Origin of the sequence: Brevibacillus sp. NPDC058079 (assembly GCF_042885155.1) — a bacterium.
Lineage (GTDB): Bacteria > Bacillota > Bacilli > Brevibacillales > Brevibacillaceae > Brevibacillus.
This window is the reverse complement of record NZ_JBHVSO010000022.1, coordinates 1-15,427: the sequence shown is the minus strand read 5'-3', so window position 1 is coordinate 15,427 and position 15,427 is coordinate 1. Positions and strand designations below refer to the sequence as shown.

Sequence of the window (15,427 nt, the reverse complement as noted above, 5' to 3'; positions counted from 1 at the left end):
TTCTAATCATGAAACGAACCTCGAACCGTGATCATGTCATCGTCACTGCATCCGATTTGTTTTTGCAAAAAGGACTCATGAATACCAGCATGGATGACGTCGTAGCACATAGCAGAGTCTCCAAGTCCAACATTTATTACCATTTCAAAAGCAAGGAAGAGCTCGTCGTAGCTGTGCTCAGCTACAGAATGAACGTGCTGAGAGGAGCATTGGAAGCCATCCTGCAACGAACAGATCTGTCTGTTTCCGCACAGGTGGAATTGATTTTTACCACCATCGCAGAGGAACTGGAGGGGCGCTCCTGCGTAGGAGGCTGTCCGATTCTTTCCTTACTGTCGGCACAAATACCAGAAGTCAAAGCGCGAATCAACGAGTTCCTGATCGAATGGCAGAATCTAGCGGAAAAGCTACTCGTGGAGGGAATCGCTCGTGGAGAATTCAAGGAAAATATCTCGATTCCGCAAACGGCAGTCTTGCTCGTGACCATTGTGGAAGGAGCGATGCTCATGGCTGAATCTCAAGGCCATGCACAGATACTCGTAAACGCTGGTCAGACACTTCTACACTTGATTCAAGTGTAGGATTTTTTTGGAGTGGATTAGCACTAAGTAGTACTAAAAACATGAAGGAGGAAGCAACAATGGCTGTTGTTTTTCTAACAGGCGCGACTGGTTTTATCGGCAAGGAGGTAACAAAGCAGTTGGCGAGGGCTGGTCATACCGTACTGGCGCTGGTTCGTTCGCTTGAGAAGTGGGATGAATTGCTGATGCAGATGACTCCAAAAGAGAGGGCTTATTGCAAGGCCGTGCGGGGTGATTTGCGAGAGGAGGGCTTGGGATTATCGGCGAGCGATTACGAGCAGGTATTGCACGCTACTGTCATCATCCATGCAGGTGTCCCGATGGATATTTCGATGGATGAAACGGTGGGCAGGGACGTGATTTTACAAGGAGCAAGTCACCTCGCAGCAGTAGCAAACACATTGCATAAACAACAGCGTCTGCAAAAGCTGATTCATATCGTCGGCTACATGAGTCCGTTTGACGATGAGAGCGGGAAGCTGTTGACGGATGTTTTTGCGCCAAACGATCTTTTCCGGGAGGCAGGGGGCTACGAGAAATACAAATTTCTGGCCGATCTATATCTCAGACAAGAGGCGTATCAAAAAGGAATGCCGCTGGTCGTGGTGAATCCGAGTACGATCATAGGCCCGCGAAGCACCGGGAACACAGAACAAACGGATGGCTTGGGGCTCGTGATCAGCTCCATGCGGCGTGGTAAGTTCCCTGTTCTTCCCGGTGGCAAGGAATGGTGGCTGCCCTTGCTTGCCGTCGACGATTTGGCCGAGGTCATTGTGGGGATGGTAGAGGCAAATCACATCGAACATCAAACGTATTACGCCTTAAATGAGCGGAGCGCCACGCCATCTTTTTCGGAGCTGATTTCGTTGATGGCCAAAGAATTACGAATGAAGCCACCAGCCATTCCTTTCCCGGTATCGGTTTTGAAAAAAATCCTGCATAACGGCGGCAGCCGCTTGCTCGGGGTACCTGCCAATTCGATGGATTTTATCGTAAACAAAGACTTTTCACTCGCTCCCTTTCAGCAAATGAAAACGAAAAAAGGCATCAAGGCATACGACGTAGCCGCGTATCTTCCCAGTGTGATTGCCGATCTGGACTATCGTTTGTCGGTCAAGGATCAGAAAGTCCCTCCTTACTTTCACCGAGAACAAATCGCAGGCATGGCCGCGTACAAGAAAGAAGGCTCGGGTACTCCGTGGCTGCTCGTGCACGGGCTTTTCAGTGAGATGAGCGATTTACTCCCGCTCGCTGAACAGCTGGGTGAACAGGAAGTATGGTTACTGGATTTGCCCGGATTTGGCAGATCGCCCTATCACCATCACGAAAAACCGATCGAGGGCTTTATCGAGGCAGTGGCAGAGGCATTGCGACAACTGCCGTCTCCGGTTCATCTTGCAGGACATTCATTTGGCGGGTTGTTGGCGTGGGAGGCAGCAAAGCGAGTGCCGGAAAAAATCGAGAAGCTATACCTTTTGCAGCCGCCCCTGCATGCGCCGAAGTATTCTTTGCTGCTGGCGGGATTGGGAAAAAGTCCAGCCCTTCTTCAGCGTTTTTTGCAAAAGCAGTTAACGCCAACCAAAATGGAAAAAGCACTGCTTGAGCAAGGGGTATTTCAGTCCACGGAAGAAATGCCAATGGGTTATGTAGAGAAGGTAGGGAAGCTCCTGCAATCCCCGCGCATCAGCAAGACGCATACAGACGTGCTGCGCTATTTTATGAATGAATTCCGGCAAATGGCGGTACCAACACAGCCGTTCCCTTTTCCAACCCAGATCGTATGGGGAACACAGGATAAAACGTATCAGCTGACAAAAGGAACAGAGGATGCTTTCATGAAAGCAGATGTAGAGATCGAAAGGCTCTCCGTTCCTCATCATTTTCCGATCAGTCACCCGCAGCTAACGGCAAACGTATTGCTACAGATGAGGCAGGGTAAGGAATGAAGACGGAGCGATTCTTCAGAAGGGGCATGGTAGAAAGGGACCATGCTCTTTTTAAATAGGGCAAGAAAAAAACGAGTTGAACTTTCTGTAAATTTGGAATAGACTATTTTTAACTAATAACGACACTATAACGACAAGTGTCGTTAGTGAAGAAAAAGGGAGGAGAGTAAAGTGCAGGAACGCAACAGGAAGAGGCTAGTTTATACCGTTACTCACATCTGGGTGAAGACCTCATGAAGCAATATATAGTGAAGCGCCTATTGTCGGGCATCATTGTCCTGTTTGGACTCTCCGTTTTTACATTTCTTCTCATTCACCTCATCCCCGGTGACCCTGTGCGGATCATGCTGGGGCAGCGGGCGACTGTCGAACAAATCGAGTCGCTTCGCGGAGAACTGGGCTTGAACAAACCTTTGGTCGTCCAGTATCTCGACTATGCTTCTGGCGTTTTGAAAGGGGATCTCGGCACTTCCCTGAAAACGGGACGGCCTGTCAGCACAGAAATTGCTGATCGTTTTCCCGCGACAGCAAAAATGGCAATAGCCAGCCTCGTGGTGGCAGTTGTGATCGGTATCGGGCTGGGTGTCCTAGCGGCGAAATACAAGGATACAGCTATCGACGGAGCGATCATGACCTTTTCCACCTTTGGGATGTCCATACCCGGCTTTTGGTTAGGCTTGCTCGTCATCCTTGTGTTCTCCGTTCATTTGGGCTGGTTTCCGATAGCGGGGGGAACGGGGCTAAAAGACATGGTTCTTCCAGCGTTTACCTTGGGGACATTGATGGCGACCGCACTCAGCCGACTCACTCGTGCTGGCATGGTGGAGGTTTTGTCCAATGACTATATCCGAACAGCACGTGCGAAAGGGATGAATGAACGAATTGTGCTGCTGCGGCACGCTTTTCGCAATGTGATGATTCCGATTGTGGCTGTCATTGGCCTGGAACTGGCCGGGTTGCTGGGCGGGGCTGTGATTGTCGAGCAGGTTTTTGGCTGGCCGGGAGTGGGTACTTTGGCGATTCAAGCGATTAGCTCGCGGGATTTTCCGATGATTCAAGGAACGACGTTGTTTATTGGAGCTGTGTATGTCCTCGTTGTCATTTTGATTGATGTCCTGTACGCGCTTCTCGATCCTCGTATTGACTATGCCGCGAAGGAGGGGGTGTAGCGTGTTCTGGAGCAAGCAATGGTCCATGCCTCGTTTGGAATTATGGGAGAAGATCATGCAGCAAAAGAAAGCGAAATACAGCTTCTTGATGATGCTTTGCATTGTTTTGCTGGGAATCATCGGGCCGTGGATTGCTCCGCATGATCCTACGAAAACGTACTACGAAGCATTTATGCAAGGGCCGTCGAAAGATTTTTGGCTAGGGACAGATGCGATTGGCCGCGATATTTTATCCCGGATGCTGTACGGAACAAGAGTGACACTGACCGTAGCTGTGCTGGCGTCTGTCATGACGTTTGTAGCAGGAACGCTGATTGGTGTGACATGTGCTTACCTCGGAGGAATTGTTGACAATCTGATCATGAGAATCATGGACATCATGCTGGCGTTGCCCGGTATTGTGCTTGCACTAGCAATCGTAGCTGTGCTCGGACCGAGTCAGGAAAATGCGATGATCGCGATAGGAATATCATCGATTCCGGCCTTTTCGATTCTGATTCGTGGTGCAGCACTCTCGATCAAGCAATCCGGCTATGTGGAAGCAAGCCGCTCCATCGGCAGCTCGAATTGGTGGATCATTACGCGCCAGTTCATTCCGAACATCTCCAACGTGCTGATCGTCTATACGACTATGTTCATAGGTAGTGCCATTTTGGGAACCTCGGCACTGGGCTTTATCGGTTTGGGTGCCCAGCCTCCTACACCGGAGTGGGGAACGATGCTGAATGAAGGGAAAAATTACTTGCGAGAAGCTTGGTGGCTCGCTACTTTTCCCGGTCTTGCGATTACGGCAGTCGTTTTTACGGTGTATCTGCTTGGGGATGCATTGCGCGATATCTTTGATCCCAAATCATAGTTTACGAGCTTCCGTTCCCAAAAAAGGAGTGAGTAACGTGACAAACGTGTTGGAAGTGACGGGATTGACTACCACGTTTTCGAAAAATGAAAGGGCTTTCAAAGTGGTGGACAATCTTTGCTTACAGGTCAAAAGAGGTGAATCGGTCGGGATCGTTGGAGAATCAGGATGTGGAAAAAGCGTTGCCTCTCTATCCATGATGCGCTTGCTCAGTAAAAACGGAAGCATTGCAGGCCGTATTCAACTGAACGGAGCTGATCTCTTGCACTATAGCGAAAAAGAGATGCAGAAGATCAGAGGAAAAGAGATCGCAATGATTTTTCAGGAGCCGATGACTTCGCTGAATCCCGTACTGACCATCGGCAAGCAATTGAGCGAAGGACTGGAAAAGCATGAGGGCATGAATCGAGTCCAATCGAGAGAAAGAGTGCTCGAGCTGTTGACGCAGGTAGGCATTTCACGTGCCAATGAAATCTATCACGAATACCCGCATCGTCTGTCCGGGGGGATGCGACAGCGCGTGATGATCGCGATGGCGATTGCCTGTCATCCAAAGCTATTGATAGCGGACGAACCGACGACTGCACTAGACGTAACGATCCAGGCGCAAATATTGGATGTCATGAAAAAAATCCAAAGAGAGCTGGGCATGTCGCTCATCATGATCACACATGATTTGGGCGTCGTCGCCGAGACATGTGACCGGGTACTGGTGATGTATGCCGGGCAGGTCATTGAAGCGGCTGATGTTCGCACACTGCTTCGAAGCCCCAAGCATCCGTACACCATGGGCTTGATCAAATCTACGCCACATAATGCCAAAGGCCAGAAGAGATTGCACAGTATCGCGGGAAGTGTGCCGACCCCCGATAATTATCCGAAGGGATGCCGCTTTGCTCCGCGATGCGAGAAGGCGATGCCTGTCTGTTTGGAACAAAATCCCCCGTTGCTGGATGTGGATCAACAGTCGGAGTGCCGTTGTTGGCTGTATCAAGAGAACAGGGAAAGCACGGCGGTGAATGGATGAAGACACCTCTTTTGCAAGTGAAGAACCTGAATAAGAAGTTCCTTGTCCGCAAAGGGTGGTTCCAGCAACCGGGTTACGTGCATGCCGTTCATGGAGTGAACGTGACTGTCAACGCAGGTGAAACGTTGGGAATCGTGGGGGAGTCAGGCTGTGGCAAGTCAACACTGGGCAGATGCATTTTGCGCTTGATCGAGCCGACAGACGGCGAGATCGTGTTCGAGGGTCAAAATATCCGCAGCTTACAGAAGGCAGACATGCAGAAGCTACGGCGTGATATGCAAATGGTGTTTCAAAATCCATTTGATACCCTCAATCCAAAGCTGACGATCCAGCACATTTTGTCAGAGCCATTGATTGCCCATGGTATCCCAAAGCGCGAGCGAGCAGCCATGATCGAAGAGACACTGGAGATCGTCGGTTTGAACAAAAGTCATTTGTCGCGATATGCCCATGAGTTTTCCGGAGGACAAAGGCAAAGAATCGGGATCGCTCGCGCCTTGATGCTCAGGCCAAAGCTCATCATAGCTGACGAGCCTGTGTCCGCTCTGGATGTATCGATCCAATCGCAAATTCTCAATTTGCTTCAGGATTTGCAGGAGCAGTTTTCGCTCACGTATCTTTTTATCTCGCATGATTTGAGTGTCGTCGAGCATATCGCCGATCGAGTAGCGGTGATGTACTTGGGAGAAGTGATTGAGCTGGCGAATAAAGAAGAGCTGTTTCAACGTCCAATGCATCCCTACACACAGTCGCTTCTCTCCGCCATTCCCATCACTGATCCTGACGAGAAAAAAGAGCGGATCATTTTAACAGGGGATCTGCCGTCTCCATCCAATCCGCCGCAGGGCTGCAAGTTTCACCCGCGCTGTTGGGCGTGCATGGACGTGTGCAAGACAGAAACCCCTCCATTAACAGAATCAGATGGCAGACTGGTTGCGTGTCATCTCTATGAAAAATAAGGGAATAGGAGTGATAGATAGATGTTGGACCCACGTCTTACGAAGCTGGCGAATGTGCTAGTAAATTACTCTACGAATGTGCAGCCGGGAGATAACGTGCTGATCGATGCGATGGAGGTGGACGCCGCTCTGATAAAGGAGCTTGTCAAAGCAGTTTCGCGAGCAGGCGGACATTCCTATGTGAACCTGCGTGAATCCTCGATTAGCCGTCAGTTATTTCTAGCGGGAACAGAGGAGCAATTCCGTTTAGAGGCAGAGATGGACAAAGAGCGAATGGAAAAAATGCAAGCGTGCATCATCATCGAGGGTGGGCTGAACATCAATGAAGTGTCAGATGTCCCTGATGAGCAGATGAAACTGGCCACGTCCTTTTTCAAAGAAGTAAGTATCGTGCGTCTCAAAAAGAAATGGGTCTATCTCCGTTATCCGACGCCTTCCATGGCACAGCTAGCAAATAAGAGTACAGAAGCGTTCGAACAGTTTTACTTCGATGTCTGCACAATGGATTATGCCAAAATGGCAAAAGCCATGCAGCCGCTCAAGGAGCTGATGGAGCGAACTGACCGCGTGAAAATCACGGGACCTGGCACAGAGCTGACCTTCTCAATCAAAGGCATTCCAGCGATTCCGTGTCCGGGGCACTATAACATACCAGACGGTGAAGTATTTACGGCCCCTGTTCGTGATTCGGTGAACGGCGTCATATCGTTTAACGCGCCCTCGCCTTATCAAGGCTTTACCTTTGAAAAGGTACGGTTGGAGTTTGTGGACGGGAAGATCGTTAGCGCCACAGCCAATGACACGGAGCGCTTGAATAACATTTTGGATACGGATGAAGGTGCCCGGTACATTGGGGAGTTTGCTTTGGGGGTCCACCCGTTCATTCGGGAGCCCATGCAGGATATTTTATTCGATGAAAAAATCGACGGCAGCTTCCACTTTACCCCGGGACGATGCTATGACGAGGCATCCAACGGTAACAAGTCGAACATCCATTGGGACATGGTCATGATTCAACGCCCAGAGTACGGTGGCGGTGAGATTTGGTTCGATGACCACTTGATTCGCAGAGACGGACGTTTTCTTTTACCGGAGCTTGCACCACTTAACCCGGAAAACCTGAAATAACAGGGGGAGCATGAGGCATGACACACGTAATCGATGGGCATTTTGACCTTTTGCTGGATGTTGCTATTCAACGCGAGCATGGTAGGCGAAAAGTAATAGAATCGGATTACTTACCTGATTTCGTGGCGGGTGGGGTTCAGACGGTTGTCGCAGCGATTTATATCGACAACAAATTCCTGCCGGAGATGGGCTTGAGAAAAGCACTGCAACAAATCAGCGCGTTGCACGCAGAGGCAGATGAATCGCCTGAGAAAATCATGGTTTGCAAAAGCGTGAGTGACATCGAGACCGCGAAGCGAATGGGGAAAATTGGTTTTGTGCTCTCTCTGGAAGGCGCGGAGCCGTTATATAATGATCTGAGTATGCTCCGCGTTTTTTACGAGCTGGGCGTGCGCCTTATGGGACTTGTGTGGAGCAGGCGGAATTTCGTTGGAGACGGCAGTCATTTTAGTCCGGTACGAGAAGGGCGCAAGGGTGGGCTCACCGAGTTCGGCATCCGCGTCGTCGAAGAGGCAGAAGCAATGGGCATCATCATTGATGTCAGTCATCTGAATGACGAAGGCTTCTGGGATCTAATTGAGGTAGCGCGTAAGCCCATCATCGCTTCTCATTCCAATTGCCGGACATTAGCAGGCTCCATGCGCAATCTGACAGATGAGCAAATCAGGGCGATCGCATTCACCAACGGCGTAATCGGCATCAATGGCGTCAATCTGTTTGTAGCGGACACAAACGATCAGGCTGATATCGAGCACATGATCAACCACGTCGATCACATCGTGAAACTGGTTGGGGTTGAGCACGTCGGACTGGGTCTGGACATTATCGAGCCATTTATGAAATACGATTCTCCAGATATGCCTATCCAAGCAGGACGCAAAGAGTTTGATATCGTAAAAGGACATACCAAGGTTCCAGAGCTTGCGCGTGCCCTTGCCAAAAGAGGGTACAAGGAAGAAGCGATTGAACGTATTTTGGGTAAAAACTTCATTCGCGTGTTTAAGGACGTGTGGAAATCATAGAGAGATGAGGGAGTGGAACATTGACCATTACGATAGCGGTAATCTCTTCGGAAGAATTTTTGCCAAGGATCTTGAAGCATACCCATTCTATCGATTGCATTCAACTGACTTCGTATACATACCAGAACCCCAAAGAGAGCGCTGCGTTGCTTGATCAAATCCATGACTGCGACGTGCTGCTATTTGCTGGCCCACTTCCTTATTTTTTTGCCAAGGAAAAGGTAGAGCAAAAGAAGCTGCCTGCGGTGTACATCCCGATCGATGAATATACCATTTCCCTCTCGTTGTTTCATACCTTGCTAAACGTACCAGGAGGACTGGACTGCATCTCGATAGATCTGCCAAAAGCGGAGTATATTGAGAAGGTTGCGGAAGAATTGGGCATTACTTCTACGCCTTGGTATGTAAAAGACTACAGTGAGATTATTGAAGAAGGCGGGACGAGATTTGACGTGGAGGAGATTATTCAATTCCACAAGGAGCACTGGGAACAGAAAAAGAGCCATTTTGCATTGACTGGCGTTGACTACGTATACAGTCGATTGCGTGAGATGAACATTCCTTCTGCATCGCTCGTCAGTCCCGATAAAACTATTCGCGATGCCGTCAATCAAGCCGTTGCTTATGGTCAATTGAAAATTAGCAAAAATTCGCAGATAGCTGTGGGAATTGCCGCGATCCAGCAAAATGATGGTCCGCCAGTAGAAACACAATGGCAGGATGCGACGATCATTTTGCTGCAAGAGCTGCTGGAGCTCGTCAAAGAGACGGACGCTTCCATTCAACAATTGGGACTGGATCAATTCATCATCTATGGCACGAGAGGCAGCATCGAGCAAATGATTGAATACGGGAAGATCATGCAAGTAGTGGGAAATGTCGATCTGCTTGCCAAAGTGACGGTTGCCATCGGGTTTGGTTTTGGCCTAACCGCGAAAGAGGCCGAAGCGAACGCACGCATTGCGATTTATCATGCTCAGAAAACAAATGAAAGCAGTGCGTATCTGGTGACGGATGAAAAAGAAGTGATCGGTCCGTTGAATACCGAATCGAAGACGTTCCAATTAAAAAGCGAGAACAAGGAAGTGCTGGAGATCGCCGAGAAGACTGGCGCAAGTGTCGCTACCATCACGAAAATCATGCAGTATGTCAAGCTTCGCCGCGATAACCGCTTCACCGCTTCAGATTTAGCCGAGTACCTCCAGATCAGTCGCCGCAGCTCGGAAAGAACCTTGAAAAAGCTGATCGAGCACCAGGTCGTAGAGGTCGTCGGAGAAGAACAGCCGTATCAGCAAGGACGCCCTCGGGCTGTGTATCGCCTTAATCGTCCATGATTCTCCTCATGTCACATCTACCTGTCCCGGTTTTTCTGTTTGCGAAGAAAACCCGGGACCCCCATATCCCTCATCTAAGAAGCAATCCGATCTAATTAGCGACTATATACCGACGTAAGCAGGCTTCGAATGGAAATGACTCGAAAAATGGAGGTCGCGACATGCTATCAGAACGCTCAAAAGGCCAAATACGCAGCATTTTACTTATGTGTGTGCTCGTCTTTTCCATAGTTGGCTGCAGCTCTGCTCCCACTCCGACTACAGACGAGAAGCAAGCAAGTCAACCAGTAAAAAACTCCCAGCCCAAAAAGGGAGGGACGATCACTATGGGCTACCAAATGGAGCCTGATACGCTGGACCCGCAAAAGACGTCAATGCCAGCGGGGAATTTTATTGGGGGCATGTTGGGGGGAGCTTTGCTGATCCTCGATCCCTTTACGTTTGAGTTGAAACCGCATCTCGCTGAATCGTACACGATCTCGGACGACGGCAAGACCATGACGTTCAAGATACGTCCTGGTGTGAAGTTTCATGATGGAACACCGCTCACTGCGGAAGTTTTTAAACAAAGCTATGAACGCGCACTCGATCCAAAAACAGCCTCACCGGTTACAGGACCGGATGTATCTTCGATCAAATCCATTTCAGCTCCTGATGATTCCACATTGATCTTTCATTTGGATGAGCCCTCCGCTTCGTTACTTTCTAACTTATCATATAGCGGCTACCAGCAACCGATTTCCATAGAGGCACGAAACAAATTCGGAAATGAGCTCGGACGCAATCCTGTCGGGGTAGGTCCGTGGAAATTCGAGAGCTGGAAAACAGGCGAATCGATCACACTGGTACGTAACGACGAGTACAAGTGGGCAGCTCCTTTTGCTCTGAATCAAGGACCTGTGAGACCCGACAAGTTCGTTCTGAAATTTATTCAAGACGACCAGACCATGATGGCTGCTCTCGACAGTGGGACGATTGATATTGCCGCTGTGCCGCCGAAAGACGCGAAGAAGTACAAGGATCACAAAGATTTTACGGTGTTGGAAGGGATGCAGCCTACGGAGAACTTTATTGGGATGAATCTGGAAAATGAAATCCTGCAGGATGTCCGCGTGAGAAAGGCACTGAACCTGGCGATCAACAAAGATGCATTGATCATAGCGGATCTGCAAGGAGAGGGGGTGCCTGTATACGGACCGATCCCGCCTACGATGATCGGATACGATGCGGCAGTAGAGCAGTACGGCTACAAGTACAATACTGAGCAAGCCAGACAACTGCTGGATGAAACAGGATGGAATCTGAACGCGCAAGGGATAAGGGAAAAGGATGGGAAAACGCTTAGCCTGACAATGCTCATCGAAAATACAAATCCCGGGCATCAGCTGGTGCAAAGCATGTTCAAAGAGATTGGTGTCGAATTGCATATCCAAAAGTATGAATCGGCGACAGCTCATGAACAGGTACTGAAGGGCGAGTTCGATTTATTCTCAACGGGTCATGGCAGCGTCGATCCAGATATTTTGAACTTGTTACTGCATTCGAGTCAGATCGGGGGCTTGAATTTCTTTCGCCTCAGTGATCAACAGCTCGATAACCTGCTAGATAAAGGACGAACAACAACAGATCAAGCACAGCGCCAAAAGATTTTTGCAGATATTCAAAAAAGAATCGTGGAACAGGCCTATTGGATTCCACTCTATTCCGCAAAAACATTCGTGGTCGTCAGCAACCGGATTCAAGGCGTCAAGCCAAATCCATTAGCATCCTTGATTATTCAGGACATGTGGGTGAACGAGTAGGGCATGGCATGACAACATTCGAAAGAGGTGGAAGAAATGAGACAGCACGGCTGGTTAGTAGAGTGGGAAGAACTGGTTGAAAAAGAAATGAGGGAAGGCAGAGTTCCGGGCTTCGTTATGGGTGTGAATCTGGATGGGCAGAGCCTGTTTCGCAAAAGCTTTGGCTACCGGGATCGTGAAATGGAACTCGAAATCACTCCTGATACCGTGATGGGTTTGGCCTCCGTTACGAAGACCTTTACATGCATGGCGATCATGCAGCTACAGGAAGCGAAAAAGCTCTCTGTTCATGATCCAGTGATCAAATACCTCCCTGAGTTTCGTACCCCGGATCGTCAAAAAACGGAGCAGATGACGATTCATCATTTTATGACCCACACGACGGGCATTCCGCCCCTGCCGATTGATCACCTGGCGATCCGCAACTCCATGCTCGAAGACATGGCTGAAGAGAATAACCCGATTCACCGTTACTTGAAAAAGGAGTACCAGAAACCGATCTACACGTTCGAAGAGCTGATGGAGGCTCTTGCCCTGGTGGAATATGAGCTGGTGGGCTCTCCAGGAGAATTGTTCAGCTATTCGAATGATTGCTATTCTCTCCTGGGAGCGGTCATAGCCAGAGTGAGTGGGAAGTCGTATGACGTTTATGTGAAAGAGCATATTTTGGAACCAGCAGACATGAAGAGCAGTACCTTTCTTCTGAGCGATCTGCCACACCTACCGGATGTGACCACCATCTATCATTTTAAAGAGAGCAATGGCGTATCTGAGATTTACCCTGATCCAAATTGGGAGGATGGGCTACTCGTAGCAGCATCGGGGCATTTGAATTCAACAGTGCATGACATGTTGAACTACGCTGAAATATTCCGTACGGGCGGATGTGTGGGTAAGGAACGGATTTTATCCGAGGAGAGCGTCAAACAAATGATCTATCCGCATGTCCAGAACAGCTACAGCAGGTACTACGGATATGGCTTATCCATTCAACCCGACTACTATGGGGGTACCTTGATCAAGCACGGTGGAGCGATCAAAGGTGTCGCCGCCCATTTAGCGATTGTTCCGGAGCGGGGGATTACCTCTATGGCTTTGGCCAATTTGACGGGAAGCCCCGTCGAAAAAGCCTCACTGACAGCACTCCATGCCGTAGAAGGGCGTCCATTGAATACGCCACAGTACCAATTCGAGACATATAGCGTCCCTCTTGCCCAATTAGAAGAGTATGTCGGTCGATACGCTAGTGGGGAAGGAATGGATATCATCGTATATGTGGTAGAGGATGTCCTGATGATGATAGATAAGACGTCGGATGCGTTTGGTGGAAAACAACTGAACTATCTATTGCGACCAATTGGAGAGAATCAATTTATCACCGATAGAGAGGGAAGTGAGCTGACAGTTGGCTTTGTAAAAGGCGAAGACGGCTCTGTAAAAGCCATGTCCCTTTATTATCGAATCATTCCACGAGTAGCAGCTACGGAGGGGAGTCGCGTATGAAAATAACGTCTGTAAAGGTTCATGCCATTAGGCTGCCGCTAAAACGCCCATTTATTATCGCGTACGCCTCGTATGAGGATATGCCGTCCATTATTGTAAAAGTGGAGACAGACAATGGTCTGGTCGGACTAGGTGAAGCAGTACCGGATCAAAATGTCACCGGAGAGACGTGGGAATCTACCTATACGATGCTCGTTCAAAACCTGGCGCCTGTTGTGATCGGTGAGAATCCGTTTGATATCGAGAGAATCCATGAGAAGATGAACCAGACTGTTTGGGGAGCCCCAGCAGCAAAAGCCGCCCTCGATATCGCCTGCTATGATCTGATGGGAAAGGCGGCTGGTCAACCGGTCTATCATTTCTTGGGCGGAAAATATCACACGACTCTTTCCTTCCCATATGTGTTAAGCATTTTAGAGCCAGAGGTCATGGCAGCTGAAGCTAAGCAAGCAGTGGCAGCTGGGTATGACTCGATCAAAATAAAGGTGGGAGCTGATCTTCGGACAGATATCCAGCGAATCCGGGCTGTTCGGCAGGCAGTTGGCCCTGACGTAGGGCTGCGGGTGGACGCCAACCAAGGTTGGGAGAATCGTGGGAACTCCTTGCATGTTTTGAAACAGCTCGAGGATTGTCACATTGATTGGATGGAGCAGCCTGTCTTTGCAGATGATCTCGATGCTCTCGCGGAAATCCGCAGGCAAACAACGATTCCAATCATGGTAGACGAGGGATTGCACGGGACGAAGGAAATGCGAGAAGTCATCGCGAAGAAAGCTGCGGATAAAGTAAACATCAAATTGATGAAAAGTGGAGGGATTTATCCTGCTCTCAAATTGGTGAATCAGGCGGAGATGGCCGGGATGGAGTGTCAGATTGGTTCGATGCTGGAGTCTTCGATTGGCAGTGCGGCTGGTGCACATTTGTCGCTTGCGAAAAAGAATATCATTTCCAACGAATTGGCAGGACCGACGATCATTTCGCGGGATGTAGCCGAGCTCATGATTCACGGAAGCCAAATTGTCGTGTCAGATCAGCCAGGCTTAGGTGTAGAGCTAGATGAAGCGGTGCTTGCCGACATAACGGATAAGTCAGAGCAGGTCATCGGAGCGAAGCGGCAACCCGTATAGGGAGAGGACTGAATGCAAAATACGCGCATAGAAATCGTAGAGACATTGACAGAAAGCCAGCTTCAGATGATCAAGGCAATGGAGCAGGAGGCTTTTGGCGTACATGGAGCGATTGATGAATGGGTGCTCGTACCACTCGCGAGGCATGGCTGCGTTGCACTTTTCATGGAAGCGGAGGAGGAGTATCCTGTCGGAGTATGCCAGCTTTTGAGGGATTTCCGTCAGCCGGACAAGTGCTACATGTATGGGTATTACATCCGAGCAGATCGTAAAGGGATGGGGTATGGGTTCTCTTTCTTGAACCGATTGCTGGAGCAGCTGCGTGAGGATGGGTTTCGTCAGATTTGCCTGACCGTAAGCCCTGATAATACTGGAGCAGTCGGACTCTATCAAAAAGCAGGCTTTGCGGTTATCGAGAGACGGATTGCGGAATATGGTAGTGGAAACGATCGCTATTATATGGTGAAAACGCTATAGAAGGGGAGTCGCTTACGATGGGAACGGTTTCCTGTCTATCGGATCAGGGGGACAGCGCGGGATCTGCTAGATATTGTGACGCTCAATGTTCGCAGTGAAATTATGACCAACTTAGGCGATCCATTTGGAAAAACAGATGGGTGAACATTTTGATGACTACCGAAGTGGGGATCGTAGGTAAGATCGAAATGAACGAAAAAGGCATGGGTGTATGCCTGGATTTTTTGCGAATATTGGAGCAAAACTGTCGGAGTGCCCGGAGTTCTTGGCGCACTTTGGACAGCAAGCCCTGACACAAAAGTAAGAGATGCTGCACATTACGCAGCCGATGAAGCAGGAATCCAAAAATAATTGAAAAGCCCTCCTTTGGAATATTGGTCAAGACCCCATTTCGTAGACAGTAAGAAAAACCCCGGCCGTTAGGCCGCTAACTGACGCCTAAATTCACTAGGCGTCAGTTTTTTTAATTTCAGTTGAAGACGTTCTTCGTTGTAAA

Annotated in this window: 14 protein-coding genes; all 14 read left to right on the top strand. The window is 49.3% G+C overall.

Features of this window, described 5'->3' with window-relative positions; translation table 11 throughout:
- The first annotated feature begins 8 nt into the window (after positions 1-8).
- The 14 genes from ACFVS2_RS32790 (at position 9) to ACFVS2_RS32725 (ending at position 15,224) form a co-directional block, all read left to right on the top strand.
- Positions 9-581 (top strand): TetR/AcrR family transcriptional regulator, encoded by a 573-nt coding sequence (locus tag ACFVS2_RS32790; RefSeq protein ID WP_144619086.1) that lies wholly within the window; start codon positions 9-11, stop codon positions 579-581.
- Positions 582-640: 59 nt separating this feature from the next.
- Positions 641-2,527, top strand: coding sequence for an alpha/beta fold hydrolase (locus ACFVS2_RS32785; RefSeq protein ID WP_390240680.1), 1,887 nt, complete (start codon positions 641-643; stop codon positions 2,525-2,527).
- 233 nt (positions 2,528-2,760) lie between these two features.
- Positions 2,761-3,696: a nickel ABC transporter permease gene (gene nikB / locus ACFVS2_RS32780; RefSeq protein ID WP_390240678.1), complete on the top strand. Its 936-nt coding sequence runs from the start codon at positions 2,761-2,763 to the stop codon at positions 3,694-3,696.
- A 1-nt stretch (position 3,697) separates the two neighbouring features.
- Complete coding sequence (locus ACFVS2_RS32775) at positions 3,698-4,552, top strand: ABC transporter permease (protein ID WP_017251761.1); 855 nt, start codon at positions 3,698-3,700, stop codon at positions 4,550-4,552.
- A gap of 37 nt (positions 4,553-4,589) precedes the next feature.
- Positions 4,590-5,579 carry an ABC transporter ATP-binding protein gene (locus tag ACFVS2_RS32770; protein WP_173616861.1) on the top strand — a complete coding sequence of 330 codons (990 nt, stop codon included), beginning with the start codon at positions 4,590-4,592 and terminating at the stop codon, positions 5,577-5,579.
- Positions 5,576-6,538 carry an ABC transporter ATP-binding protein gene (locus ACFVS2_RS32765; protein WP_390240745.1) on the top strand — a complete coding sequence of 321 codons (963 nt, stop codon included), beginning with the start codon at positions 5,576-5,578 and terminating at the stop codon, positions 6,536-6,538. Before ACFVS2_RS32770 ends, ACFVS2_RS32765 begins: the two co-directional genes overlap by 4 nt.
- Positions 6,539-6,559: 21 nt before the next feature.
- Complete coding sequence (locus ACFVS2_RS32760; protein WP_390240675.1) at positions 6,560-7,666, top strand: aminopeptidase; 1,107 nt, start codon at positions 6,560-6,562, stop codon at positions 7,664-7,666.
- A gap of 17 nt (positions 7,667-7,683) precedes the next feature.
- Positions 7,684-8,688, top strand: a complete 1,005-nt coding sequence (locus ACFVS2_RS32755; protein ID WP_390240673.1) for a dipeptidase — start codon at positions 7,684-7,686, stop codon at positions 8,686-8,688.
- 20 nt (positions 8,689-8,708) lie between these two features.
- Entirely contained in the window at positions 8,709-10,022 is a 1,314-nt protein-coding gene (locus ACFVS2_RS32750) for a helix-turn-helix domain-containing protein (protein ID WP_390240671.1), read from the top strand.
- Between the two features lie 161 nt (positions 10,023-10,183).
- Positions 10,184-11,824 (top strand): ABC transporter substrate-binding protein, encoded by a 1,641-nt coding sequence (locus ACFVS2_RS32745; protein ID WP_390240669.1) that lies wholly within the window; start codon positions 10,184-10,186, stop codon positions 11,822-11,824.
- A 36-nt stretch (positions 11,825-11,860) separates the two neighbouring features.
- Positions 11,861-13,327, top strand: a complete 1,467-nt coding sequence (locus tag ACFVS2_RS32740; RefSeq protein ID WP_390240667.1) for a serine hydrolase domain-containing protein — start codon at positions 11,861-11,863, stop codon at positions 13,325-13,327.
- Positions 13,324-14,454: a mandelate racemase/muconate lactonizing enzyme family protein gene (locus ACFVS2_RS32735; protein ID WP_390240665.1), complete on the top strand. Its 1,131-nt coding sequence runs from the start codon at positions 13,324-13,326 to the stop codon at positions 14,452-14,454. Before ACFVS2_RS32740 ends, ACFVS2_RS32735 begins: the two co-directional genes overlap by 4 nt.
- A 12-nt stretch (positions 14,455-14,466) precedes the next feature.
- The gene (locus ACFVS2_RS32730) at positions 14,467-14,931 is read left to right on the top strand and encodes a GNAT family N-acetyltransferase (protein WP_173616854.1); all 465 of its coding nucleotides are present in this window, start codon (positions 14,467-14,469) and stop codon (positions 14,929-14,931) included.
- A gap of 152 nt (positions 14,932-15,083) precedes the next feature.
- Entirely contained in the window at positions 15,084-15,224 is a 141-nt protein-coding gene (locus ACFVS2_RS32725) for a hypothetical protein (protein ID WP_390240663.1), read from the top strand.
- Positions 15,225-15,427: the final 203 nt, after the last annotated feature.